At 74.1% G+C, this 23,676-nt stretch carries 19 protein-coding genes; 10 read left to right on the top strand and 9 right to left on the bottom strand.

The annotated features are described in order from the left end of the window. Window positions 1-169: 169 nt before the first annotated feature. The gene (locus ACFC1X_RS02905) at window positions 170-1,465 is read left to right on the top strand and encodes an MFS transporter (protein ID WP_376348181.1); all 1,296 of its coding nucleotides are present in this window, start codon (window positions 170-172) and stop codon (window positions 1,463-1,465) included. Between the two features lie 39 nt (window positions 1,466-1,504). Here ACFC1X_RS02905 and ACFC1X_RS02900 read toward each other — a convergent pair whose 3' ends face one another. Then, a complete protein-coding gene (locus ACFC1X_RS02900; protein WP_376348179.1) occupies window positions 1,505-4,171 on the bottom strand; it encodes a hypothetical protein in 2,667 nt (888 codons plus the stop codon). 1,193 nt (window positions 4,172-5,364) lie between these two features. On the opposite strand from ACFC1X_RS02900, the gene ACFC1X_RS02895 reads away from it, so the two are divergent. Then, complete coding sequence (locus tag ACFC1X_RS02895; protein WP_376348177.1) at window positions 5,365-5,706, top strand: hypothetical protein; 342 nt, start codon at window positions 5,365-5,367, stop codon at window positions 5,704-5,706. A gap of 840 nt (window positions 5,707-6,546) precedes the next feature. On the opposite strand, the gene ACFC1X_RS02890 is transcribed toward ACFC1X_RS02895, so the two are convergent. Further along, entirely contained in the window at window positions 6,547-7,428 is an 882-nt protein-coding gene (locus ACFC1X_RS02890) for a DUF4132 domain-containing protein (RefSeq protein ID WP_376348176.1), read from the bottom strand. A 560-nt stretch (window positions 7,429-7,988) separates the two neighbouring features. On the opposite strand from ACFC1X_RS02890, the gene ACFC1X_RS02885 reads away from it, so the two are divergent. After that, complete coding sequence (locus tag ACFC1X_RS02885; RefSeq protein ID WP_376348174.1) at window positions 7,989-8,594, top strand: LuxR C-terminal-related transcriptional regulator; 606 nt, start codon at window positions 7,989-7,991, stop codon at window positions 8,592-8,594. Between the two features lie 46 nt (window positions 8,595-8,640). Here ACFC1X_RS02885 and ACFC1X_RS02880 read toward each other — a convergent pair whose 3' ends face one another. The 4 genes from ACFC1X_RS02880 to lanKC form a co-directional block, all read right to left on the bottom strand. After that, window positions 8,641-10,458: an ATP-binding cassette domain-containing protein gene (locus tag ACFC1X_RS02880; RefSeq protein WP_376348173.1), complete on the bottom strand. Its 1,818-nt coding sequence runs from the start codon at window positions 10,456-10,458 to the stop codon at window positions 8,641-8,643. Then, on the bottom strand, window positions 10,458-12,311 hold the full coding sequence (locus ACFC1X_RS02875) for an ABC transporter ATP-binding protein (RefSeq protein ID WP_376348172.1): 1,854 nt from the start codon (window positions 12,309-12,311) through the stop codon (window positions 10,458-10,460). The genes ACFC1X_RS02880 and ACFC1X_RS02875 overlap by 1 nt, the downstream gene beginning before the upstream one ends. Before the next feature lie 160 nt (window positions 12,312-12,471). Then, window positions 12,472-12,603, bottom strand: coding sequence for a SapB/AmfS family lanthipeptide (locus ACFC1X_RS02870; RefSeq protein ID WP_122620605.1), 132 nt, complete (start codon window positions 12,601-12,603; stop codon window positions 12,472-12,474). A 34-nt stretch (window positions 12,604-12,637) separates the two neighbouring features. After that, complete coding sequence (lanKC, locus tag ACFC1X_RS02865) at window positions 12,638-15,247, bottom strand: class III lanthionine synthetase LanKC (RefSeq protein ID WP_376348169.1); 2,610 nt, start codon at window positions 15,245-15,247, stop codon at window positions 12,638-12,640. Between the two features lie 222 nt (window positions 15,248-15,469). Between lanKC and ACFC1X_RS02860 the strand changes: the two genes are divergently transcribed. The 3 genes from ACFC1X_RS02860 to ACFC1X_RS02850 are packed head-to-tail and all read left to right on the top strand — an operon-like array spanning window position 15,470 to window position 17,642. Continuing rightward, entirely contained in the window at window positions 15,470-16,540 is a 1,071-nt protein-coding gene (locus ACFC1X_RS02860; RefSeq protein ID WP_376348168.1) for a Rieske 2Fe-2S domain-containing protein, read from the top strand. Further along, entirely contained in the window at window positions 16,537-16,707 is a 171-nt protein-coding gene (locus tag ACFC1X_RS02855) for a hypothetical protein (protein ID WP_376348167.1), read from the top strand. Before ACFC1X_RS02860 ends, ACFC1X_RS02855 begins: the two co-directional genes overlap by 4 nt. Then, on the top strand, window positions 16,704-17,642 hold the full coding sequence (locus ACFC1X_RS02850) for a PDR/VanB family oxidoreductase (protein WP_376348165.1): 939 nt from the start codon (window positions 16,704-16,706) through the stop codon (window positions 17,640-17,642). The genes ACFC1X_RS02855 and ACFC1X_RS02850 overlap by 4 nt, the downstream gene beginning before the upstream one ends. Here the strand turns inward: ACFC1X_RS02850 and ACFC1X_RS02845 are convergent. After that, window positions 17,593-18,411, bottom strand: coding sequence for an IclR family transcriptional regulator C-terminal domain-containing protein (locus ACFC1X_RS02845; RefSeq protein WP_376348164.1), 819 nt, complete (start codon window positions 18,409-18,411; stop codon window positions 17,593-17,595). The genes ACFC1X_RS02850 and ACFC1X_RS02845 overlap by 50 nt on opposite strands. Window positions 18,412-18,658: 247 nt before the next feature. Here ACFC1X_RS02845 and ACFC1X_RS02840 point away from each other — a divergent pair, with 247 nt between their 5' ends. From ACFC1X_RS02840 to ACFC1X_RS02825, 4 genes are read left to right on the top strand one after another with little or no spacing between them, the layout of a single operon-like run. Next, window positions 18,659-19,630, top strand: a complete 972-nt coding sequence (locus ACFC1X_RS02840) for an ABC transporter substrate-binding protein (protein ID WP_376348163.1) — start codon at window positions 18,659-18,661, stop codon at window positions 19,628-19,630. Then, window positions 19,627-20,400, top strand: a complete 774-nt coding sequence (locus ACFC1X_RS02835) for an ABC transporter permease (RefSeq protein ID WP_376348161.1) — start codon at window positions 19,627-19,629, stop codon at window positions 20,398-20,400. Before ACFC1X_RS02840 ends, ACFC1X_RS02835 begins: the two co-directional genes overlap by 4 nt. Next, a complete protein-coding gene (locus ACFC1X_RS02830; protein WP_376348159.1) occupies window positions 20,397-21,176 on the top strand; it encodes an ABC transporter permease in 780 nt (259 codons plus the stop codon). Before ACFC1X_RS02835 ends, ACFC1X_RS02830 begins: the two co-directional genes overlap by 4 nt. Before the next feature lie 21 nt (window positions 21,177-21,197). After that, complete coding sequence (locus ACFC1X_RS02825; protein WP_376348157.1) at window positions 21,198-22,004, top strand: ABC transporter ATP-binding protein; 807 nt, start codon at window positions 21,198-21,200, stop codon at window positions 22,002-22,004. Here the strand turns inward: ACFC1X_RS02825 and ACFC1X_RS02820 are convergent. Together ACFC1X_RS02820 and ACFC1X_RS02815 are read right to left on the bottom strand one after the other, a co-directional pair. Further along, window positions 21,998-22,672, bottom strand: a complete 675-nt coding sequence (locus tag ACFC1X_RS02820; RefSeq protein WP_376348156.1) for a GntR family transcriptional regulator — start codon at window positions 22,670-22,672, stop codon at window positions 21,998-22,000. The genes ACFC1X_RS02825 and ACFC1X_RS02820 overlap by 7 nt on opposite strands. Beyond that, window positions 22,669-23,670, bottom strand: coding sequence for a proline racemase family protein (locus ACFC1X_RS02815; RefSeq protein WP_376348154.1), 1,002 nt, complete (start codon window positions 23,668-23,670; stop codon window positions 22,669-22,671). Before ACFC1X_RS02815 ends, ACFC1X_RS02820 begins: the two co-directional genes overlap by 4 nt. Window positions 23,671-23,676: the final 6 nt, after the last annotated feature.

The raw sequence follows: 23,676 nt of genomic DNA, 5'->3' as shown, positions 1-23,676 counted from the left end.
GGTGGGAGACCTCTCGCCTTGGGGGGTTCAACCGGCCGGGACGGTGCCGGATGATGACGGATTGCGCGCGAAAGGAGTGTTCCAGGAGCAGCAAACGTCAGGGAAGGGTCCGGTGGCGCCGGTGTGAAAGTCGTGGGTACGCGAGGTGTGCCGGGCCGGCCACCCGGGGATGGTCGCGATCATGACAGGCATGCACACGGAAGCACCCCCGGCCCGACGGCCCGTCCGCCAGCTCCTCGCCGCCTCGGTGGGCAACGCCGTGGAGTGGTACGACTGGTACGCGTACACCTTCCTGGCCACGTACATCGCCGACCAGGTCTTTCCCGAGAGCGCGGACAACTCGCTGGTGCCGCTGCTGTCGACGTTCGCGGTGTTCGCCGTGGGCTTCTTCATGCGGCCCGTGGGCGGGCTGCTGATGGGCGCGATCGCCGACCGGCGCGGACGGCGCGCCGCGCTGACGGTCACCATCCTGCTGATGGGCGGCAGCAGCCTGCTGGTCGGCCTGACCCCGACCTACGCGGCGGCCGGTGTGCTGGCCCCGGTGGTGCTGGTGGTCGCACGGCTGCTCCAGGGGCTGTCGGTGGGCGGCGAGTTCGCGGCCTCGACGACCTTCCTGGTGGAGTCGGCGGGGCCGGGGCGGCGCGGCCTGTTCTCCAGCTTCCAGTACGTCTCGACGACGGCCGGGCAGCTCGTCGCCTCCGGTGTCGCGACGGTGCTGGTGAACACGCTGAGCGAGGAGCGGATGAACGGCTGGGGCTGGCGCGTCCCCTTCGTCCTCGGGGCGGTGCTCAGTCTGGTCGGTTTCTGGATCCGGCAGGGCGCGCAGGAGACCCGCAGCGAGGAGCAGCGGCAGGCCCCGCGGCCCGGCCTGTTCGAGGCGCTGCGCCGCCATCCGCGCGAGTCGCTGCTGATCTGCGGCATCACGGCGGGCGGCACCATCGCCTACTACACCTGGACGTCGTACCTGCCGACCTACGCCGAACTCAACACGGGCCTCGCCAAGTCGGACGCGCTGCTCGCGGGCACCCTCTCGCTGGCCTTCTTCGCGCTGCTCCAGCCGGTGGGCGGCATGCTCTCCGACCGCTTCGGGCGCCGCCCGCTGCTGCTCTTCTTCGGCGTGGGGTTCGCCCTGCTGAGCGTGCCGCTGCTGCACTCCCTGCGGGACTCCTTCGCCGTCCTGCTGCTGGTGCAGTGCGCCGGGATGATCCTGCTGACCGGCTTCACCTCCATCAGCGCCGCGGTCAACGCCGAGATCTTCCCGCCCCGGGTGCGGGCGGCCGGGATCGGCTTCCCCTACTCGCTCACGGTCGCCCTGTTCGGCGGCACGGCACCGTACGTGGGCACGCTCTTCAAGGACCTGGGCCATTCCGGGCTGTTCCCCTGGTACGTGGCTGTCCTGTGCCTGCTGTCCTCGCTGGTGTACCTGCGGCTGCCGGAGACGGCGCACAAGGAGCTGGAGCGCTGACGCCGGTGGACGACGCCGGCGCCCGGACCTCGACGGAACTCAGCGCCGGCGCCCGCGCGGTCGCGGCACCTCCATGTCCTCCGGCCGCGGGCCCTCACCGGCCACGACCCGCCGCCACGCCTCGCGGTACACGTCGGCCACGGGACGGGCGGGGACGACGACGCCCAGGACGGGCGACTCGCCGTCGAGCAGGCCGTACAGCGGCATCTTCCACCGCTCCAGCGGGAGGTGCGGGTTGGCGAGCCGGGTCCATCCGCCGGGCAGGAACAGCGAGCGTCCGGCCTTGGCGCGGCTGCCCTCCAGTACGAGGTCGGTGGCCGCGAGTTCGGCGCGGGAGGCCCGCAGCCGGGCGGTGCCCCAGCCGGTCCAGCGCGCGGTGTTGCGGTCGGTGGGGTCCGGCATGGCAAGCAGCATCAGGTAGAGGACGGCGGCGTCCTCGCCGATGCCGTGCCGTGCGGCCACCTCGGCGACCAGGCAGGGCACGGACCGGGCCGGGTCCTGCGGCCACCAGAGGCCGCCCTGGTCGCGTTCGCCGGCCACCGGGTTGCCCGGGTCGGCGAGCAGTTCGGCGAACGGGCCGTCGTGGACCAGACGCAGGGCGGTCCGCTGCGCGTTCGGCCGCTGCCCGGTGAAGAGCGCCGCCAGGTGCGGGTCATGACCGGCCGCGTCCAGCAGGGCCGGACGGACGGCGGGGACGGGGTCGGACTCGGACCGCTCGGTGCCCAGCACGACCGCGCCGTAGCGGACGAAGTCGTCACCGGTCTCCGTCGGTTCGCCCGCGGCCCGCCGGAACGCCTCCCAGTCGGTCTTGCCGTCCAGGCCGATCAGCAGCCCGGGATGGGCCAGCCGGGCGCGCAGCGCGGTCAGTACGCCGGGCAGGACGGCGCGGACCGGGTCGCCGGACGGGAGCCGGTGGGCGAGCCACGCGGCCATCGCCACCGCGCCCTTGAGGACGTGGCCGTCGAAGCCGGGTGTCTGCTCGGCGGACTGCGGGTAGTAGCGGCCGATGGTCCAGGTCAGGTCCCGGGTGAGCCGGGGTTCGGTGGCGAGGTCGACGAAGCCGCGCAGGGCGGCGGCCGGTGCCCAGCCGACGGGCTCCACGGTGCGGGCCGCGTCGTGCACCACCTCCTCGGGAACGGGCGTGCGCCGGCCCAGCCGCTCGTTCCAGACCTCGGCCGCGCGGGCGGCGTCGGGGCCGTGGGTCCACAGCCGGGACGGGTCGGTGGGCAGCAGCGCCGCCACGACGGCCTGCCGGGCGCCCGCGTCGAGGGCCCTCAGCTCCTCCTTGGCCACGCGGGCGTCGGCCGACTTCACCCCGATCGCCTTCAGCGTCACGGCGGGTACGGCCGCCCGTACGTCGTCGATGAGGGGCAGGCCGGCGACCACCAGCCGGGCCATGGTCGGGGTGACGCCGGTGAGCCGGGCGAACTCCTCGGCGGCGGCCGGGTACCAGGGTGCGGGGCCGCGTTCCGCGAGCGTGGCGCGGAAGGCGGCGGCCCAGCCGGGCGCCCGGGTCAACTCCGGCACGAACGGTTCCTGGGAGACCGGGGTGTACGGGGCGGGTGTCTCGAACCTGCCGGTCGGGTCGTGGTGGAGCGCGCCGTAGTGCCGGCCGGGGATCTCGTGCGCGCCGTACTCCTGGACGAACTGGTACCAGCGGTCGGGGAAGACGAGGAACGCGCCGTCGGCCAGGTCGAGCACGGTCGTCCTGGTGTAGCCCTGCACGGCGTCGGGCCCGGTGAACAGGCCGCTGTCCAGGCACAGGCGGACACGGCGCCAGTGGCCCGGGTCCAGTTCCGTCAGGCGCTGCGCGTCCAGTTCCGCGAGGAACGCCTCCAGTGCCTGCCGGTGCTCCGGCACGGTGACCTCGCTGCCGGCCCGCAGGGCGACGACGGCCGGGAGGTCGGGCAGGGCAAGTGCGTTGAGGCGCTCCAGCGACGGCTTTCCGGGCAGGTCGGGATGGGCCCGGCCCGCCGGTGCCGGTTCGGCCTTGCCCCGCGCGGACGGGTTGAGCAGGCCCGGCAGTTCGAAGAGGTGGTGGTCGAAGTCGTAGTACCAGCGGCGCTCGCCGTCGGTGAGGCCGACGCCGTTCAACGCGGCGGCCAGCAGGAGGTCGCCGACGGTCTCCGGCTCCTCCCGTGGGGCGTCGCCCGCCACGGCGGCGTCGAGCCGGGCGCGCGCCTCGTCCAGGACGCGCTGCAGCTCGGCGGCGTACCGCGTCACCCCGGCGATGCCCGCGCGCAGCGCCTCGTGGCCGACCCGCGGCAGCAGGCCGCGCACCAGGCCGGGCAGCACGTCCCGGCCGTCGGGCTCGTCCCCGGGCGCCTCCGCGACGGCCGCCGCGAGCAGTTCCGCCGCGGTGTCCTCGCCGACCTGGCGCAGTGCCGCGGAGCCCTGCGGGTCGCGGGGCTGGAGCAGGTGCCAGTAGCGCAGGGGCGGCAGCAGGGCGGTGCCCGCGCTGAACGGACCGGCCGTGTGGCCGCGCGTGACCTCGGCGAGGACCTTTCCGTCGCCGTCGAGCAGCCGGATGTCGGTGCCCGACCACCGCAGCACGCTCACGGGCCGGTCGGTGCCGGGGAACACCAGCGCGTGCTCCGGGTCCCTGCGCACGCCGGGCGGTACGACGACCGACCGTCCGGCCAGGTCCTCGCCCCGCCGCGAACCGTCGGGCAGCGTGATCACCCGCCAGCCGAGCAGTCCGTCCACCGGGGCGCTCATCGGGCCCGGCACGGCCCGTGGGGGCGGGCAGCAGCCAGGCGGTGCCGAGGGTGCTGCCCTCCGGCGCGGCACGCAGCCCCTCGCCGAACCAGTCCGGCGCGGCGCGCTCGCCCACCGCGTCGCCGTACGGGTCGTACGCGTGCCAGGCGCTGTTGGTCTCGTCGGACCAGTCCTTGATCCACACCCAGTACGAGGTGCCGTCGCCGATCACCAGCCGCCCGGGCGGGACGTGGGTGTCGCCCCGCCGCAGGATGCCCTGGCCGGTGGCGCGGCCGCCCTCCGGGAGCGGGAGGGAGGCGGGTGGCATGCCGTTACCCCCTCCGGTCCCGCCGCTCCCGTCCGCCTGGCAGGCGTGGGAATAGCGGACGTCGCCGTCCACCGCCGTCGGTGACGAGGGGGCGCCGTCGTGCCAGTAGCCGTGCGAGCTGGACGTGGAGAAGGCGTACCAGGTGACCAGCAGGCCGCCGTCCACGTAGCGGACGTCGGGACGCCAGCGGTCGCCCCCGTCCGGGAGGCGCAGTTCGTGGTCGAGCACCGTGCCCTCCGCGCCGATCACCTGGGCGTGGTCGCCCTTGAGGACGATGAGGTGGGGCCATGCGTCACCCACCAGCGTCCTGCGCGCCGCCTCCGGGGATTCGGGCGAGCCGACCGCCTCGTCCCAGGCGGGCCAGCCCAGTTCGTCCAGGATGCCGGTGCGCAGGGTGCGTGCGAGGGCCGGGGCCATGCCGGTGGCCAGGGTGTCGCGTACGGCCTGCTCGGCGGTGGCCAGGACCTCGCCCGGCAGCCATCTCAGGGTCGTGAGAGGTTCCAGGTAGCCGGTGAAGCCGCCCAGTTCGGCGGTGAGGTACCCGCGGCCGGCCTCGGCCACCCACTCGGCCAGCAGGGGGCGTCCGCCGGGCGACTCGGCGAGGGTGGTGACGGTGCGCCGGTCCTTGTCCTCCCGCTCGTGGGCGGGACAGCCCTCCCGGAAGGCCGTGCGGAATCGGGGGTCGGCCGCCAGGGCGAGCAGGTCGCGTCGCTCGTCGCGGGCCGCCCAGTCCTTCAGGCCGAGCCCCGGGCGGCCGTCGGGGTCCGCGACGGGTATCCGCAGGGCCAGGAGCTGGTCGAGGAGGTCGACGTCGCCGACGGGAGGCGGCAACGTGGCGTCGCAGGCTTCGAGTTCGGCCCGGAGTGTGCCGGCCATGCGGTCGACGAGCGGGTACAGCTCCACCGGGGCGAGGGACCGGCTGTCGGCGCGGCAGAGTGCGAGGAACCTGCGCGCCCAGCCGGCCGTGCCCTCGGGGGAACGCTCCTCGGCGGGCAGTGCGGCATCGCACAGCCCGGCGGTGGCGCCGGACTTCTCCAGCAGCTCCAGCCACTGGGGCAGGTCCTCCTGCTCCCACTCCGCGGGCAGCAGTCCCAGCAGGGTGCCGCGGACGGCGGGCTCCCGCACGGCCAGTTCCAGCAGTGCGGCCCGGTGGGCCTTCCACCAGCCGGGCGGTGCCTTGACGGTGCCGGGCAGCGACAGCACCTCGCGCAGGTAGGCGATCTCCTCCGCCCGCGCGTTCCCGCCCGCGGCGGCCTTCGCCAGCCGGCGCAGGTCGGCCGCGCCCGGGCTGGACGGCGGCAGTCCGTGCGCCGCGAGCCGCGTGAACAGACCGCGCAGGTGCCGGAACGCGGTCGCGGCCGGCACCCGGGAGGACAGGCCCTTGGCGTAACCGGACAGGGCCTTGGTCGGCACGGCGTCGGCCAGGGCGAACTCCGGGAACACCGCGTCCATGCGTGCCTCGTCGAACGGCAGCGCGTGTGCCGTCTCGGCCTTGCGCGCGTTGACGAACATCTGGGCGGCGTACGCCTGCTCGCCGGCCGCCAGGAACACCCGGCCGGCCTCCTCGTAGAAGGTCGGCAGGAAGTGCGGCACGGAACCGGCGAGACGCTCGCCGATCGACTCGTACGTGGCGCGTGCCTTCTTGGCGCGGGAGCGCACCGTCCGCGCGACCTTGTTCATCTCCTCGACCAGGGACATGGCCAGATGGCCGTCCGAGGGGTGCCGGACCAGGACCCATTCGGGGAAGCCCATGGCCCGGTGCTGCCCGATGCCGACCTCCACCGGTTCGCCCTCGGGCCTGAGTCCGAGGAAGGCGGCGCCGGTGTCCCCGGACGGGTCCTCGGCGATCAGCCGCACGACGGTCCGGCCGTCCAGGCCCGGATGCCGGTAGGCCCGGGTGAAGACGGACACCGCCCGGTCGCCGCCCCCGGTGGTGCCGGGCGGCAGTACGGCGCCGGCGCGGAGCAGCTCCGCCACCTCCGCCGTCGTCCCGCCCTCGGTGGTGCCGTCGCTCATGCTCTCGTGCCTTTCGTGGAGGTGCGTACCGCCGTGCCGTTCACTGGGCGCCGTCCGGGGTCGCGGTGCGGCCGGCGTGCAGGGCGGCGGCCATGCGCATGCCTTCGGACCAGGCCACGGGGCCGACTTCGGCGAGGGGGAGGTGACGTCGGCCGTCCTCGACGCTCCAGGCCAGGCCGCCGGTCCAGGCCTTCTCCTCGGTGAAGGGGTCGCTCATGCCGACGGAGGCGGTGACGACCCGTCCGGCGTCCCGGATCCGGTCCACGACGCTGCTGCCGGAGATCTGGTAGCCGAGGGAGGTGGCGCGGGAGGAGAGGTGGAACCACGAGCGGTACTCGGCGCCCGCGAACTCGGTGACCGTGTGGGCCGTGGTACCGCTCCCGCCGGGCCTGGCCCAGGTGCGGCGGTGGATCTGCTCGACGCCCTGGACCACGCCCGACTCGGCCGCGAACCGGCGCAGTTCCTCCAGCCGGGGCAGGAGGACGGGATGGGGCATGGTCACCGTGCGCGGTGCCAGGCGGACGGTCGCGCCGTCCGGGCCGACCAGCCGCAGCTCGCCCGACTCGGCTGCGTCGCGCAGGAAGCCGGTCTCGTCGGGGTGGTCGCCGACGACAACGATGTCCCGAAGTGCCGCCCGCCACGCCTCGTCGGGCCAGACCCGTCCCAGCAGCCCCGTCGGCACCGGCAGTGAGGACACCATCCACCGGTCGACCTGGGCGACGCACTCGGCGGCGTGCCGGTCGAGCCATTCGGCGAACCGCTGGAGTTCGAGCACCTCGGGCCGGTCCCGTATCTCCTCCGGCAGGGACCTCTCCCGCTTCCCCTCCGGCGCGTCCGGGGACTCCGCCACCGCCGACCGGGCCACCACCCGGGCCTCCACCAGGGCGACTTCGTACTCGTCGCCCGCTGCCAGCCACCCCATGGGTTCTTCGCCTCTCCGCTGCCGGGAACACGGCACAGCGCGTCCGGCGGCCCGGATCGGCGCGCCCCGCTGTGACGTTGGCGAAAGACTAGGGGCACCCACCGACAGTCCCCCGCGCGCACCGACGGGCCGAGCGGTCAAGGGAAATCACCCGACCGGGGCGGTGGATTTCGCGCCAGATTGGTCGACGACGGTTTCCGGCCGATTCCCGTCCGAACGGACGTCCGTTCGACTCGGTCGGTTTCGCGGGCGGGGCGGCTCCGTGGGGGCGGTGTGCCACCGTGGCCAGGATGCCAGGGCCGGCGGCGTGCGCACGACGGCGGACGGCCGGATTCCCTACGGAGTGGGGCCGGGTGCGGATTGGTGTGTTCTCCGCCTTGTTCGCTCGTCCGGAGGCCGCGATTCCGCCCCTGACGGGGCGCCGACAACGGCGAATTGACTCGGGTGTCGTTCGCACGTGCGTACGCTCCGTGTTCCACCGGAACAGATCAGGGCAGATGGCATCGTGGCGCGGGGACGAGTGACTATCGGCCGTTCGAACGAGACGGCCGAGACAAGGGGTGGGGGAGATGGTCCGTACGGTCGTGGTGCACGACGAGGAGCTGCTGCGGTCGGCGTTGGCGCAACTGCTCAGATCCGACGACACACTGGAGGTCTCGGCGCTCTGTCCGGACAACGACGCGCCGGACACCGAGGCGTTACCGGCGGACGTGTGTGTCGTGGACGGCGAGTGCCTCCAGGGGCCGGACGACGTACGGGGGGAGCGCCTGCGGGGACGGTACGGGGACCGGCTCGTCGTCCTGACGACCGCCAAGCGGCCGGGGGTGCTGCGCCGGGCGTTCGAAGGGGGCGCGCTCGGGCTGGTGGACAAGAACGCCCCGGCCCACCGGCTGATCACGGCGGTGCACACGGTCGCCAAGGGGGACCGCTTCCTGGACGAGACCCTCACCGTGGCCCTGCTGAAGGGCTCGGAGATGCCGCTGACCACCCGTGAACTGGGCGTGATCGCCCTGGCCTCCCAGGGGGCGCCGATCGCCGAGATCGCCGCCCGGCTGCACCTGTCGCGGGGAACGGTCCGCAACTACATGGCCACGGCGATCCGGAAGGTCGGCGCCCGCAACCGGGTCGACGCGATACGCATCGTCCAGAGCGCCGGCTGGACGTGACGCGGCCGCGCCACCCGCCGGCCGCGGCCCGCGGGGACGTCCGCGGTCACCGCCGCGGCAGCGGCTCTCCGTGCCAGTGGCCCGTGAGGTCGCGGTAGAGCGGCGAACGGTCCAGCACCTCCTCGTGCGTGCCGCACACCGCGGCCACGCCGTCCAGCACCAGCACCCGGTCGGCCCGGACCGCCGACGACAGACGGTGCGCCACCACCACCAGCGTGCCCGGCCGCCGGGCCAGGGCCTCCTCCGCGCGGGCCTCCGCGGCCGGGTCGAGGTGGCAGGTGGCCTCGTCGAGCAGCAGCAGGGGGGCGGGCGACAGGTACGCGCGGGCCAGCGCGACGAGTTGCCGCTCCGCGTGGGTCAGTTCAGCGGGCCGCACCGGACCGTCGAGCCCGCCCAGGCGCTCGACCAGCGGCCGCAGCCCGAGTTCCCGGACGGCGGCGTCGAGGTCCGCCCGGTCCGCGTCCGGGCGGAGATAGGCGAGGTTGTCGCCGACGGTGCCGGTGAAGACGTACGCCTCCTGCGGGACCAGCGTGCGCAGGGCGGCGAGTTCGGCGGTGGCGCGTCCGGTCACCGCCCGGCCGGCCACCCGGACCTCGCCGCCGCTCGGCGCGAGCGTTCCCGCGACGAGGCGGGTGAGGGTCGACTTGCCGATGCCGCTCGGTCCGACGACGGCGAGGTGTTCGCCCCGGGCGACGCGCAGGTCGAGCGAGTCGAGCACCGGATCGGCGCGGACGCCGTAGGACAGGGTGACGGACCGCAGTTCCACCGCCGGGGCCGGCCGGGCGCCGGGCGCCGGGGGTCCGCAGGGTGCGGGTGAGCGGTGGGCGGACGCGGGTGGGGTCCCCTGCACCGGCGCGGGGCCGAGGATCCGGTCGAGGACGACGAGCAGCCGGGCGCCCGCCGCGCCCAGGGCGGTCATCAGCGTGTGCAGGGCGGGCAGCAGGGACTGCACGAGGTAGGTGAACGCGCCGAGCAGCGCTCCCGCCGTCACACCTCGCCCGCGCAGCCACGGCACCGCCACGAGCAACGCGAGCACGGGCAGGTTGCCCGCGACGCCGAGCGCCGTCGTGCGCACCGCCGCCCAGCGGGCCAGGATCCGGGCCGTCGCGGCGGCCTCGGCGACCAGTTCCGCGCCGTGCCGCTCCGTCTCGGGCCCGGTCCCGCCGGCGGTGAGGTCGCGCAGGGCGGCACGTGACCGGGTCGCGTGGTCGCCGAGCGCCTCGTCGGCGGCCAGGGCGCGGCGTTGGGCCGCCGCCATGGGCCGCAGCGTGGCCAGGAACAGCGCGAGGCCGATCACCAGTGGCGGCAGGACCACCACGAGCAGCGCCGGATGCAGGGACAGCAGGCCGATCAGGGCTCCCGCGGCGGTGAAGACGAACGAGCGCAGGGTGAGGACGAGACCGGCGAAGCTGTCGCGGGCGATCTCGACCTGGTTGGTCAGCCGGGAGACGGCCGCCCGGTCCGTTCCGCCGGGCCCGCCGAGGGCGGCCAGGGCCATGGACCGGTCGACCGCACGCCGCACGAGTCCGTCCCGCAGCGGCTCCGTCAACCCGGCGAGCTGGGCGAACACGCCTCGCACGACCGGAGCGCCGGACAGTACGGCGACCAGGGCGGCCGCGAGCCACAGCAGCCCCCGGCGCGTGTCACCGGCGAGAAAGCCCTCGTCGACGGCGTGGGCGACGGCGAAACCCACCAGGAACGCCTGCGCCGACTCCACCAGTGACCAGAGCCCGAGCCGCGCCAGCACGCCCTTGCGCCGGGCCAGGAAGCGGCGCGCCGGCGGCGCGATACGGCGCAGGGCCCCCGACCCGTCGTCGGCCGGTGCGGGCGCGGGCGCGCGGCGGTCCTCTGCGGATGCGGACATCACGGCCGTGCCTCCTCGGGCTCGGAAGCGGGTTCGGAGGCGAGTTCGGCCCGGGGCTCCGACGCGGGCTTCGACGCGGGCTCCGTCTCGGGTCGGCGGGCGGACCCCACGCGCGGCGCCGCGGCGGCGGCGCCGGCGGCACCGAAGACCGCCCGGTAGTCCTCCGTCCGCCACAGGTCGTGGTGGGTCCCGACGGCCCGCACGCCCCCCTCCTCCAGCCAGAGCACCAGATCCGCCCGGGCCGCCACGGACGGGCGGTGCGCGATCACGAGCCTGGTCCCGGGCCGCACCGAGCGGCGCAGGGCGAGGTTCACCTCGTGTTCCGTGGCGGTGTCCAGACTCGACGTCGCGTCGTCCATCACCAGGAGCCGTCCGGCCTGCGCGAACGCCCGTGCCAGGCCGAGCCGCTGGTGCTCCCCGCCGGAGAGCGGTGCCCCCGCCAGCGGCGTGTCGTAGCCGTGCGGCAACCGGCGTACGAAGCCGTCGGCTCCTGCCGCTCGGGCCGCTGCCCTCACCTGCCCGGGGGACGCCCGGCGTGCCCCGGAGGCGACCGCTTCGGCGACCGTGCCCTCCCCCAGTGCCGGGCGTTCGAAGGCGAACGCCACCTCGGTGCGCAGCGCCTCGCGCGTCAGCCGGTCGAGGCGGACCCCGTCCAGCAGCACCTGGCCCTCGTCGGGATCGATCAGTCGCCCCGCCACGGCCGCCAGGACGGTCTTGCCCGCACCGCTGCGGCCGACCACCGCGACCGTGCTGCCGCCCGGCACGCGCACGTGGTCGGCGCGCAGCACCTCTCTGCCGTCGCGCACCACGCGCACACCGCGCAGTTCGAGTTCGCCCGTGCCGGTCGGGGGCAGGTGCCCCGTCCCGTGGGACAGCGCGGGCAGCCGTTCCAGCTCCAGGGTCCGCTTGCGTGCCTCGCGGCCCCGCACGATCGCGCCCAGCAGGGACGCGGCCCCGCCGACGCCGGCCGTGAGCTGTGCGTACCGGCCGGCGGCGAGCAGCTCCCCCACGCTCAGGTCCCCGGAGGCCAGCCTCAGTCCGCCGACGCCCGTGGCGACCAGGGTCAGCAGCGGCACCAGGACACTGCTCCTGCCCAGCGCCCGTCCGTGCAGGGCCCACATGTGCCGGCCCTGGGCGGCGAGTTCCGCCAACGGCGCCAGCACCCGGGCGCGTTCCCGGTCACCGGTCCCCGCGGCACCGATCGTCGCCGTGCCCTCCAGGGCCTCAAGCAGCCCCGACGCGATCCTGGACTGGGTGCGCTGGTAGGCGGCGACCGAGGCGCCGGTGTCGCGGGCGAAGGTCCGCAGCACCAGGGCCAGGGCGGGCAGACCGGCGCACACGCAGGCCGCCACCCACACGTCGACGAAGGCCAGCGCCACGAGGGCGCCCAGCGGGGTGACCAGCGAGGCGGCCAGCGCCGCCCGGGCCGCCGGGGCGCCGCCCGCGTCGGCGGCGTTGAGGGTCAGGCGGGTGCCGACGTCCCCCGGCGGAAAGGGCCGGACGCGGTCCGGTACGGCGCCCAGCAGTCCGGTGAGCGCCCGGGAGCGGACGGACGCCGTCCATGCGGCGTTGCAGCCTCCGGTGAACAGCGCGGTCAGGCTGTCGAGGAGCAGTTCGCCCAGGAGCAGCCCGGCGCTCAGTGCGAGCCAGGGGCCGGCGTCGTCGTAGCCGGCGCCGTCGCGCAGCAGCAAGTCGAGAGTGTGGCCGAGGACGACCGGCTGGGCCACCGTCGTCAGGGCGGCCACGACCGAGCACAGCAGCACCAGTACCTCCGGCGCGCGCCCGGGACCCGCGGCGCCGGTCCCGTCCCGCGCCTCGGGCACCCGCCGCGCCCGGGACCTGCTCGTTCGCACCAGCCAAGACCTTCCGTCCGTCCCACCGTGCCGGGACACCGGTCGCGCACCCCGTACGGTCGTGGGGTGCGCGGGCAGGCGTCGGCGCCCCGGGAGGAACCCGGGGCGCCAGTGCCGGGCGACACGGCTCACCATGCCGCCGCGGCGGTCAACTCCGGCGTCAGTTACAGGTCGTGACGCTCAGGCTGCTGTCGCCGCAGAGCAGCAGGCTCGCGCGGCTGCCGCCGGTCTCGACGTCGCCCATGGCCTCGTCCTTGGGGGTCTCCATCGACTGCAGGTCAAACAGGTTCATGACATTTCCCTTCGTACGGCAACAGTGTGCTGTTTCACGACCCCAGGCGGGGCCGAGTCGGAGGGCCGCTGCTCGTGCGCAGCGGCGGCAGGAACGGCAGGCCGACGGGCTCGTCGCCGAGGACTGAGGCGACGGCCAGCAGGCATCCGGCCGTTCCGGTGGAGAGGTCCATGGACAGTCGCATCATCTGCTCACCGGGGAAGGCGAGCCGGTCCCGGTAGGACATGGCGTGCCAGGACAGCGCGTCGAGCTGGCGCCGCAGGGCCTCGGGGCCGGTGCCGGGTGCCGTGGCCGTGGTGCGGCCGAGGTGGAGCACCATTCCGGCGACGCCCCGGTAGAGGCCCGGCTGGGCGTAGAACATGGCCTGGGCCGCGGCCACGATCTCGTTCCGCGACCGCTCGAACTCCTCGTCCTCGCGGTGCGTCAGGTAGTCGTCGAGGACCATGCCGATGCCCACGCTGCCCGCGCCCAGGTAGGGCATGGTGCGCCAGCCCTCGTCGACCTGGAGGGCGCCGCCCGCGCCGCGGACGCATTGGGCGAGGTCCTGGCGCAGCGCGTCACGGGCGAGGTCGAGCAGGGCGCCGTCCCGGGTGCGCTCGTAGAGCCGCAGGAAGAGCAGGGCGCGTCCCGAGGCGCCGTACAGCAGCCCGGCGCGGGTCCGGCCGGGCTTCTCCGCCGTGGTCCGTGTGCCGCCGGCCGCCAGGTCGGCGCAGCGCAGGGCGACCGTGCGCAGCGCGGTCTCCCCGGTGGTGGCGGCGAGCGAGTCCAGGGCCAGGCCCAGTCCGGCGGTGCCGCTGTGCAGGTCGGGTGCCAGGTCGTCCAGGGGCTGGTCGAGGAGGAGTTCGGCGAGGTCGAGCGCCCGGTCGCGGTGGCCGAGGCGGTCGAGGGTCCAGGCGATTCCGGCGAGCCCGTCGTGGAAGCCGAGCGGCATGCCCGAGGGCGGTTGCTTGGTCCGCTCCAGCAGCCACTGCTCCCCGTCCTCGTCCCTGCCCGCCCCGCTCTCGGCCAGGGCGTACAGCACCCCCGCCGCTCCGTGGCCGAAGGCGAGGCCGCCACCGGCGGTGGCGAACTGCGCGATGTCGCCGGGGTAGAGGCGGTCCGTGCGGGACGGCGTCGCGGACGCGCGGACGGCCTCGGAGATCGAGTCCCGGCTGCGGGGCCAGTCGTCCGGGCGGACCGGCGCCACCGGCCCGGCCGGCCGTGGCACCGCGGGGACGCCGTCGGCGCCGGCCGTGATCTCGTCGACCGCCGCGTCCAGGAAGGCCCGGTCCACCGGGAACTGTTCGGCCACCACGTCGGCGAGGTGGGCCGCCTTGCGCCGGTCGAGCGCCAGCAGGCTGGTGAGCGGGAGGAAGAGCGCGAGCCGCAGACACGCCAGCGCGTACCGGTCCACGGCCACGCCCCGCCGGTCGGCGGGGGCCACGAACGCCGGGTTCGCCACGATCTGCCGGCCCGGTTCGTCGACGTGGTGGGCGGCCTCGAAGTCCAGCAGGGCGATGCTGTCGTCCTCGCGGATCATGATGTTGAACAGATGCAGGTCGTTGAAGACCACGCCCCGGGCGTGCACGTCCTGGACGGCGCGTTCCACCCGCGCGTGGATGTCCAGGGCCCAGGCGGTGTACTCGGCCAGTCTTCGCTGGTCCGGGTCGGCCTCGATGAGCGGGTGGCGGCGGGCGAAGAACGTGTTGAGCGGCTTGCCGTCGAGGTACTCCAGGACGAGGAAGTGGTGTTCCCCGATCGTGAGGTGGTCGCGCACCTCGGGCGTGCAGCCGAGGCCCGACAGCATTTCCAGCGCCCGGCGTTCGCGGTGCAGGCGGGTCACGGCGTCGGCCCCGTCGGCCGCGAGACCGGCGTGCGGACGGGCCTCCTTGAGGACGACCTGCTCGCCGGTGCGGCTGTCCCGGGCGAGGTAGACACCGCCGCCGTTGGAGAAGTGCAGCGCCGACTCGATGGTGTAGGGCAGCTCGGCCAGGGTCACCGCGGAGCGGGCGTCGAGGTGCGGACGCAGGAAGGCGGGCGGCGTCACCCAGTCCGGCACCCGGAAGACCGGGCCGCGCAGGTCGGGCACCAGGACGCCGTCGGGGCCGGTCACGGCCGGCCGCAGCTCGCCGTCCGCGTCGTAGCAGTTGCGGCGGGTGAAGCCGCCGTACCGGACGTGCACGGGGCCGTCGCCGATCCGCAGGTCGCTGAGGATGTGCGGTCCGGGTTCGCCCGTCAGCAGGTCGGACAGCTCCCCCACGAGCCGTTCGAAGTCCGCCTCGTCCGCCGGGTACACGGTGATGAACTTGCCGCTCCCGGCGCGGTCCGCGTACTTGGCGTTGCGCTGGTGCAGCAGGTAGCGGCTGGGCACGAACTTGAAGGCGGTGCCGCCGTCGACGCAGTGCCGCAGGACGCGCTCCAGCACGGACTCGGCGTTGTCGAGGCAGGCGGAGACGTGGATCTTCCACCCCTGGTCCGGCAGGTCGGTCTCGACCGGGCGCAGGGCGAGCCAGTCCCCGCTCTCGTTGCGCTGCCACCCGGCCGGCACGGGGGCGGAGGCCGCGGCGTACCGGGCGTGCCGGGTGCCGCCGCGCAGAGCCGTGCGGTGCGGAGCGTCGTAGAAGGACGGATCCGCGTCGCAGTAGACGGCATAGCCCTTGTTCACGCCTTCTCCCTCCGCCGGTCGCTGACGGGGATGACGCTGTCACGCGGCGTACCGCCCCGCACAGTTACCGCTGTCATGACTCCGACGTGCGGAACGCACGGGTAACTTCGCAGGACGGGCGGCCGGGTGGAAGGTTTCCGCAGGGCGGAAGGGCTCCTTGCCGGGGTGGGGGCACGTCGCCATGGTGTGAGCCACACGACGTCGACGCCGACGGGAGCGCCCATGCCGCACACGACCGCCTTCGCGAGGAACCAGTGGTACGTCGCCGCCCACCGCCACGAGGTGGGACGGGAGTTGCTGGGACGCACGATCCTCGGTGAGCCGCTGGTCCTCTTCCGCACGCGGGACGGCGCCCCGGTCGCCCTGCACGACCGCTGTGTGCACCGCCGCTTTCCGCTCTCCGAGGCGCCGACACGGCTGGACGGGGACAGGATCGTGTGCGGCTACCACGGCTTCACCTACGACCCGACCGGCACCTGCGTGTACGTGCCGGGCCAGAAACGCGTCCCGCGCACCGCCCGTGTCGCCTCCTACCCGGTGGCCGAGCGGGACTCCCTGGTGTGGGTGTGGATCGGCGACCCCGCCGCGGCCGACCCGGAGGCGATACCGCGCGCCCGGCGCCTGGACTCCCCCGGCTGGGTCACGGTCCGCGGCATGGAACCGATCGACGCCGACTACGGCCTGCTGGTCGACAACCTCCTCGACCTCTCGCACGAGACGTACCTGCACGGCGGCTACATCGGTACGCCCGAGGTCGCCGAGACGCCGATCACCACGGAGGTCGACGAGGGCGCCGGGATCGTCCGGGTGAGCCGGCACATGGACGACGCCGAGTGCCCGCCGTTCTACGCGAAGTCCACCGGCGTCCGGGGCCGCATCGACCGCTGGCAGGACATCGAGTACCACGCGCCCTGCCTGTACCTGCTGCACAGCAGGGTCGCCCCGACCGGTGTACTGCCCGCGCCCGACGGCGGCGACCCGGACGGCTTCCACACCGAGATCACCTACGCCATCACGCCGTCCGCGGACGGAAAGGTGTACGCCTTCTGGGCGGTCTCCCGGGACTGGGCGACGGACGACGCCGAGGTCACCGAGTTCCTGCGGAAGAACAACCACACGGTCGTCATGCAGGACGTGGACGCGCTCAACCTGCTCCAGCGCACGCTCGGCACCGAGCGGACCGGCTACCAGGAGCTGAGCATCAACATCGACACCGGCGGCCTGGCCGCCCGCCGCATCCTGGCCCGGCTGGCCGACGAGGGCGGGCGGCCGGCGGAGCGGGCGGCACGGTGAGCGCGCGCACCGGCGAGGTCTACCGCGTCGACTGGCTGCCCGGCACCGACGTCCTGCACGGCACCTGTCACTGCGGCGCCGAGCACACGGCGGAGGATCCGGTCGCGATGTGGGAGTGGATGCTCGCGCACCCGCGAGGGCACCAAACCATGGGCAGCGGCTCATGACCTCGCACGAGGCCGAACTCGTCGTCACGCAGCGGCAGGTGGCGGCAGAAGGCGTGCTCGCCCTGACCCTGCGCCACCCCCTGGGCGAGGAACTGCCCCGCTGGCAGCCGGGCGCTCATGTCGATGTCGTCCTCGGCCAGGACCTGGAGCGGCAGTACTCGCTGTGCGGCGACCCGGCCGACCGGACGGTGTGGCGGATCGCGGTGCTGCGCGAGCGCGCCGGGCGGGGCGGATCGGCCTACGTGCACGAGGAGTTGACGGTGGGCGACCGGGTGCGGGTGCGCGGGCCGCGCAATCACTTCCGCCTGGAGGCCGCCCGCCGCTACCGCTTCGTCGCCGGAGGCATCGGCATCACCCCGATCCTGCCGATGCTGGCCGCCGTCGAGGAGGCGGGCGCCGAGTGGAGCCTGCTGTACGGCGGACGCACCCGGAACAGCATGGCGTTCACCGGTGAGCTGGAGCGGTACGGCGACCGGGTCACGCTCGTTCCCGAGGACGAGTCGGGGCGGCCGGCCCTCGCCCCGGTGGTCGACGACGTGCCCGGGGACACCCTCGTCTACTGCTGCGGGCCCGGTCCGCTGCTGGACGCGGTCGGGGAGCGCTGCCCGGCGGGGAGGCTGCGCGTGGAGCGGTTCTCCCCCGCGGAGGCGCAACCGGCCGGTCCGGACGCGGGGTTCGAGGTGGTGCTCGCCCGCAGCGGTCGCACCGTCGCCGTGCCGCCTGACGTGTCGGTCCTGGACGCCGTGCGCGGAGCCGGCGTCGAGGTGCTGTTCTCCTGCACGGAGGGCACCTGCGGCACCTGTGAGACCGAGGTCGTGGCGGGCGAGCCCGAGCACCGGGACTCGGTGCTCACCGAGGCGGAGCGGGCGGCCGGGGAGACGATGCTCATCTGCGTGTCCCGGTGTCGTGGCCGGCGGCTCGTGCTGGACCTGTGATCCGCAGGTCGGCGTCGATCCGGGCGACGGCCGCCAGGAGGTGCGGCAGCAGGTCGCGGCGTACCGACTCCAGGGAGTTGCGGCCGGCGTGCACCGCGATGTTCACCCCGGCCAGCACCTCGCCGTCCCGGTCGCGCACCGGTGCGGCGACGGATCTGAGGCCGTCCTCCAGCTCCTGGTCGACCAGCGCGTACCCCTGGCGGCGCACCCGGCGCAGTTCGGCGCGCAGGGCGTCCACGGAGGCGAGGGTGCGGGCGGTGTGCGGGCGCAGGTCGGCTCGGGCCAGCCGGGTCTCGATCTCGGCGTCCGGCAGATCGGCGAGCATCACCCGGCCCACGGAGGTCACGTGCGCCGGGAAGCGGGTGCCCACGGTGATCGACGCGGTCATGATGCGGCTGGTCGGGACCCGGGCGACGTACACGACGTCGTCGCCGTCCAGGACGCACAGCGAGGACGACTCCCGTACCTGCGCCACCAGTTGCTCCAGGTGCGGCTCGGCGATCTGCGCCAGGGTGAAGCCCGCCAGATAGGAGTAGCCCAGCTCCAGCACCCGCGGGGTGAGGCGGAAGCGCCGGCCGTCGGTGTGGACGTAGCCGAGGTCGGCCAGGGTGAGCAGGAAGCGGCGGGCGGCGGCGCGGGTCAGGTCGCAGGCGCGGGCGACCTCGCTCAGGGTCAGGACGGGATGGTCGGCGTCGAAGGCCCGGATGACGGCCAGGCCGCGTGCGAAGGACTTCACGAAGTGCGGGGCGCGGGGCGCGTCTTCGGACATCTGGCCTCCGGCGAAGGCCGCACGGCGAGCCGCGCGGCGGGACGGACTGCACGAACGACCGTACGCGCTGCGCACGCTATGAGTGCGCCTCGCGCGGTGTCAACGAGCCGCGGTTGAATCCTCAACGGCCCATCGTGCCAAGCCCATTGACCCGGGCTCCCCGGCGGCCCTACGTTCCCGCTGAGCACGTTCGTGCTGTCTGCGCACAGCCTGTCGGAGTACCTGGTCCGGTCCCACAGGAGGAGCCATGCGTCGTCTGTTCGTCGGCCTCACGGCCGTGTCCGTCCTGACCGCCGCGACGGCGTGCGGCTCGTCCGACGACTCCGGGGGGCCGGACGGGGCGGGCTCGTCCGGCTCCACCACCTCGGTCGAGGTGGGCCTCATCCCGATCGTCGATGTCGCGCCCCTGTACCTGGGTCAGAAGAAGGGCTTCTTCGAGGAGCGGGGGCTGAAGCTGTCGTTCTCCAGCGCGCAGGGCGGCGCGGCGATCGTGCCCGGCGTGGTCAGCGGGCAGTTTCAATTCGGCTTCAGCAACATGACGTCCTTGATGATCGCCCAGTCGAACAACGTGCCCGTGAAGGCGGTGGCCAACGGCATCGCCTCCACCGGCGAGGTGGGCAAGGACTTCGAGGCGCTGACCGTCAAGGGCGACAGCCCGGTCAAGTCGCCGAAGGACCTGGAGGGCAAGAAGGTCGCCATCAACACGCTGAAGAACATCAACGAGACCGCGGTGCGGGCCTCGGTGCGCGAGGCGGGCGGCGACCCGGACGAGGTGGAGCTGGTGGAGCTGGCCTTCGACCAGATGCCCGCCGCGCTCGACGCCGGCCGGATCGACGCGGCGATGGTGGTGGAACCGGCGCTGGCCACCGTCAAGAGCCAGGGCGGCCGGGAGATCGCCTCCCCCATGATCGACATCGCACCGAAGCTCACGGTCGCCATGTACTTCACCTCCACGCGGTACGCCCAGGAGAACCCGGAGGTGGTGAAGAAGTTCCAGGAGGCCACCGCCGAGTCCCTCGCCTACGCCGACGCCCACCCGGACGAGGTGCGCGAGATCGTCACCGCGTACACCAAGATCCCGGCGGACGTGCTGGCGAAGGTGACCCTCCCGAAGTGGCCGGCCGAGCCGAACCGCGCCGCCATCGAGGAACTGGCCCGGCTCGGCGAGGCGGACGGTCTCTTCAAGGAGTCGCCGGACCTGGACGAGCTGCTGCCGTGAGGGGCGGCAACGCCGTACTCGGCGCGGCCGGGCTCGCGGCCTTCCTCGCGCTGGGCGAGGCGGTGCCGCGGCTCGGCCTGGTGAAGGAGGAGTACTTCCCGCCCACCAGCCGCATCGCCGACGCGCTCGGCACCGAGGTCGCGGACGGCGCCTTCTGGACGGCGCTCGGCGACACCCTCACCGGCTGGGCGCTGGGCCTCGCGATCGCGGCCGTCACCGGGATCGTCACCGGCGTGGTCCTCTCCGTAGTGCCGTACCTGCGCGAGGCCACGGCGTCCACGATCGAGTTCCTGCGCCCGATCCCGTCGGTCGCGCTGATCCCGCTGGCGGTGCTGCTGTACGGCACCGGACTGCGGTCGGTACTGCTCCTGGTCGTGTACGCCGCCTTCTGGCAGGTGCTGATCCAGGTCCTGTACGGCGTCCGGGACGTGGACCCGGTCGCCGAGGAGACGGCGCGGTCCTACGGTCTGGGGACCTGGGCGCGGATCCGGCACGTGCTGTGGCCGACCGCGCTGCCGTACGTGATGACCGGGGTGCGGCTGGCGGCCGCGGTCGCGCTGATCCTCGCCATCACCGCCGAACTCGTCATCGGCGCGCCGGGGCTCGGGGCCCGGATCGCCGTCGCGCAGACCTCGCAGGCGGTGCCCGAGATGTACGCGCTGATCGTCGTGGCGGGTCTGCTGGGGCTGCTGATCAACGTGGGGGCCCGGTCGGTGGAGCGGCGGGCGCTGGCCTGGCACCAGTCGGTGCGCGGAGAGGTGGCGGTGTGAGGCGGGTGCTGACGCGGCTGGTGTTCGCGCTCGCGCTGCCGCTGGTCCTGGTGGCCGTCTGGTGGGTGTCCTCGGCCGGCAGCGAGGACGTGTACTGGCCGCCGCTGCGCACCATCCTGGAGTCCTTCCCGGAGGTGTGGACCGGCGAGCGCTGGCGCGGTGACGTGCTGCCCAGCGTCCTCAGGCTCGCGGCGGGCTACGCGCTCGCGGCCGTCGTGGGCGTGGCGGTCGGCACCCTGGTCGGCTCCCACCGGCGGGTGCGGGCGGTGTGCGAGCCGGTGCTGGAGTTACTGCGCGCGGTGCCGCCGCCGGTGCTGGTGCCGGTGATCATGCTGTTCGCGGGCATCGGCGACACCATGAAGATCGTCGTCATCGCGGCCGGCTGTGTCTGGCCGGTGCTGCTCAACACCGTGGAGGGCGTCCGGGCGGTCGACGCGGTGATGGCGGAGACCGCCCGGTGCTACGGCATCACGGGTGTCGCGCGGTTGCGGCACGTGGTGCTGCGCGCGGCGAGCCCGCAGATCTTCGCGGGTCTGCGGCAGGCGCTGTCGATCGGCATCATCCTGATGGTGATCAGCGAGATGTTCGCGGCGAGCAACGGGCTCGGCTTCACCATCGTGCAGTTCCAGCGGTCCTTCGCGATCCCCGGCATGTGGACCGGCATCCTGCTGCTCGGTCTGCTCGGTTTCGTGCTCTCGGTCCTCTTCCAGCTGGTCGAACGGCGGGCGCTGGGCTGGTACCACGGCCTGCGCGCCGCCGCCCGGCGGTCCCGGTGACGTCTGTCGAAAGGGCGGTCCATGCTCGACGTACGCGGCCTGAAGAAGGTGTACGAGGGATCGGGGCGGCGCGTCGAGGCGGTGCGCGACCTGACCTTCACCGTGGCGGCGGGGGAACTGGTCTGTCTGGTCGGCCCATCGGGCTGCGGCAAGACGACGCTGCTGAAGTGTGTGGGCGGGCTGCTCGAACCGACGGCCGGGGAGGTGTTCCTGGCGGGCCGGAGGGTGGACGGCCCGCCGCCCGGGATGGCGTTCGTCTTCCAGGAGTACGGGCGCAGCCTCTTCCCGTGGATGCGGGTCGGCGAGAACGTCGAACTGCCCCTGAGACAGAAGGACCTGGGCCGGGCGCGGCGCCGGGAACTGGTCGCGGACGCGCTGGCCTCGGTCGGCCTCGCGGACGCCGCCGGGGCCTACCCCTGGCAGCTGTCCGGGGGCATGCAGCAGCGGGTGGCCATCGCGCGGGCGCTGGCGTACGAGCCCGGGGTGCTGCTGATGGACGAGCCGTTCGCGGCGGTCGACGCGCAGACCCGCGCCGACCTGGAGGACCTGGTGCGGCGGCTGTGGCGGGAGCGCGGGATCACCGTCCTGTTCGTCACCCACGACATCGACGAGGCCGTCTACCTGGGCGAACGGGTGGTGGTGCTGTCCGCCTCCCCCACGGTCGTGCGCGAGCAGCTCAAGGTCGACCTGCCGGCCGAGCGGGACCAGGTGCACACCCGGGCCTCTCCGCGCTTCGCCGAGCTGCGCACCCATGTGTACGAGCAGATCCAGGCGGCGAAGCGGGGGACGCCCGGTCCCGTGAAGACCGACGCGCCGCCGTCTCACTGACCCCGGGCCGCCCACAGCCCTCGTACGTGTCCCAGGTGCCGTGTCATCACCGCGCGCACGGCCTCTTCGTCGCGGGCGAGCAGCGCGTCGAGGATCTCCAGGTGCTCCTCCGCCGACGCCTGGAGCCGCCCCTGTTCCACCAGCGCGGTCAGCCCGTACAGCCGGGAGCGGCGGCGCAGGTCCCGTACGACCTCCACCAGGTGGGCGTTGCCCGCGAGTTCCAGCAGGCCCAGGTGGAAGCGGAGGTCGGCGTCGACGTACGCGATGAGGTCACCGGCCAGTGCGGAGGTGACGATCTCCTCGGCGACCGGGCGCAGCGCCTGAAGGGCGACGGTGTCGGCGGTGGCGGCGAGCCCGGTCGTGGTCGGGATCTCGATCAGCGAGCGGATGTGGGTGTACTCGTCGAGCTGCCGTTCGGAGACGGCGGTGACCCGGAACCCCTTGTTGGGCACGGTGTCGACCAGGCCCTCCCTGACCAGGTCGAGCATCGCCTCCCGGACGGGGGTGGCGGAGACGCCGAAGCGGGCGGCGAGGCCGGGCGCCGAGTAGACCTCGCCGGGGCGCAGTTCGCCCGCGATCAGGGCGGCGCGCAGCGCCTCGACGACCCGCTCGCGGTGGCTGGGCTTGCGGCCGCCGAGGACGGGCAGCGCGGGACCGGTGGCGCTCACAGCACGAACCCCGCCGGGAAGGGGTCCTCGGGGTCCAGCAGGTACTGGGCGGTGCCGGTGATCCAGGCGCGGCCGGTGAAGCTGGGCAGGACGGCCGGGTGCCCGGCGACCTCGGTGGTGCCGAGCAGGCGGCCGGTGAACCGGGTGCCGATGAAGGACTCGTTCACGAACTCGGTGTGCGGCGGGAGTTCACCCCGGGCGTGCAGCTGGGCCATGCGGGCGCTGGTGCCGGTGCCGCAGGGCGAGCGGTCGAACCAGCCGGGGTGGATCACCATGGCGTGCCGGGAGTGGCGGGCGGTGGAGTCGGGTGCGGTCACCTGGACATGGTGGCAGCCGTGGATGGACGGGTCGTCGGGGTGTACGGGTTCGCCCTCGGCGTTGATCGCCGCCATCAGGGACAGACCGGCGGCGAGGATGTCGTCCTTGCGGGACCGGTCGAAGGGGAGCCCGAGCCGCTCCAGCGGCAGGATCGCGTAGAAGTTCCCGCCGTAGGCGAGGTCGTACGTCACCGTCCGGCCGTCCGGCAGGGTCACCTCGCGGTCGAGGCCGACGGCGAAGGACGGCACGTTCCGCAGGGTGACCGCCCTGGCCCCGCCGCCCTCCACCGCGACCTCGGCGACGACGACCCCGGCGGGGGTGTCGAGGCGGATGGTGGTGACGGGTTCGACGACCTCGACCATGCCGGTCTCCACCAGGACGGTCGCCACGCCGATGGTGCCGTGGCCGCACATGGGGAGGTAGCCGGAGACCTCGATGTAGACGACGCCCCAGTCGCAGTCGCTCCGGGTGGGCGGCTGGAGGATCGCACCGCTCATGGCGGCGTGCCCGCGCGGCTCGTTCATCAGCAACCGCTTGACGTCGTCCCGGTGTTCGCGGAAGTACAGCCGCCGTTCGTTCATGGTCGCGCCGGGGATGGTGCCGATGCCGCCGGTGATCACCCGGGTGGGCATGCCCTCGGTGTGCGAGTCGACGGCGTGCAGGACGAGCTTGCTGCGCATGGTGCT

This window comes from Streptomyces sp. NPDC056128, from assembly GCF_042263835.1.
In the GTDB taxonomy this organism is placed as follows: Bacteria; Actinomycetota; Actinomycetes; order Streptomycetales; family Streptomycetaceae; genus Streptomyces.
Note: the sequence above shows the minus strand (reverse complement) of the source record. Positions and strands in the feature narration are given on the sequence as shown.

Bases quoted from the DNA above. Each gene is read 5' to 3' on its own strand.
- ACFC1X_RS02905 (WP_376348181.1), top strand. From the start codon at position 170: ATGGTCGCGATCATGACAGGCATGCACACGGAAGCACCCCCGGCCCGA.
- ACFC1X_RS02895 (WP_376348177.1), top strand. From the start codon at position 5,365: ATGCGGTCGACGAGCGGGTACAGCTCCACCGGGGCGAGGGACCGGCTG.
- ACFC1X_RS02890 (WP_376348176.1), bottom strand. From the start codon at position 7,428: ATGGGGTGGCTGGCAGCGGGCGACGAGTACGAAGTCGCCCTGGTGGAG.
- ACFC1X_RS02880 (WP_376348173.1), bottom strand. From the start codon at position 10,458: ATGTCCGCATCCGCAGAGGACCGCCGCGCGCCCGCGCCCGCACCGGCC.
- ACFC1X_RS02870 (WP_122620605.1), bottom strand. From the start codon at position 12,603: ATGAACCTGTTTGACCTGCAGTCGATGGAGACCCCCAAGGACGAGGCC.
- ACFC1X_RS02860 (WP_376348168.1), top strand. From the start codon at position 15,470: ATGCCGCACACGACCGCCTTCGCGAGGAACCAGTGGTACGTCGCCGCC.
- ACFC1X_RS02850 (WP_376348165.1), top strand. From the start codon at position 16,704: ATGACCTCGCACGAGGCCGAACTCGTCGTCACGCAGCGGCAGGTGGCG.
- ACFC1X_RS02845 (WP_376348164.1), bottom strand. From the start codon at position 18,411: ATGTCCGAAGACGCGCCCCGCGCCCCGCACTTCGTGAAGTCCTTCGCA.
- ACFC1X_RS02840 (WP_376348163.1), top strand. From the start codon at position 18,659: ATGCGTCGTCTGTTCGTCGGCCTCACGGCCGTGTCCGTCCTGACCGCC.
- ACFC1X_RS02825 (WP_376348157.1), top strand. From the start codon at position 21,198: ATGCTCGACGTACGCGGCCTGAAGAAGGTGTACGAGGGATCGGGGCGG.
- ACFC1X_RS02815 (WP_376348154.1), bottom strand. From the start codon at position 23,670: ATGCGCAGCAAGCTCGTCCTGCACGCCGTCGACTCGCACACCGAGGGC.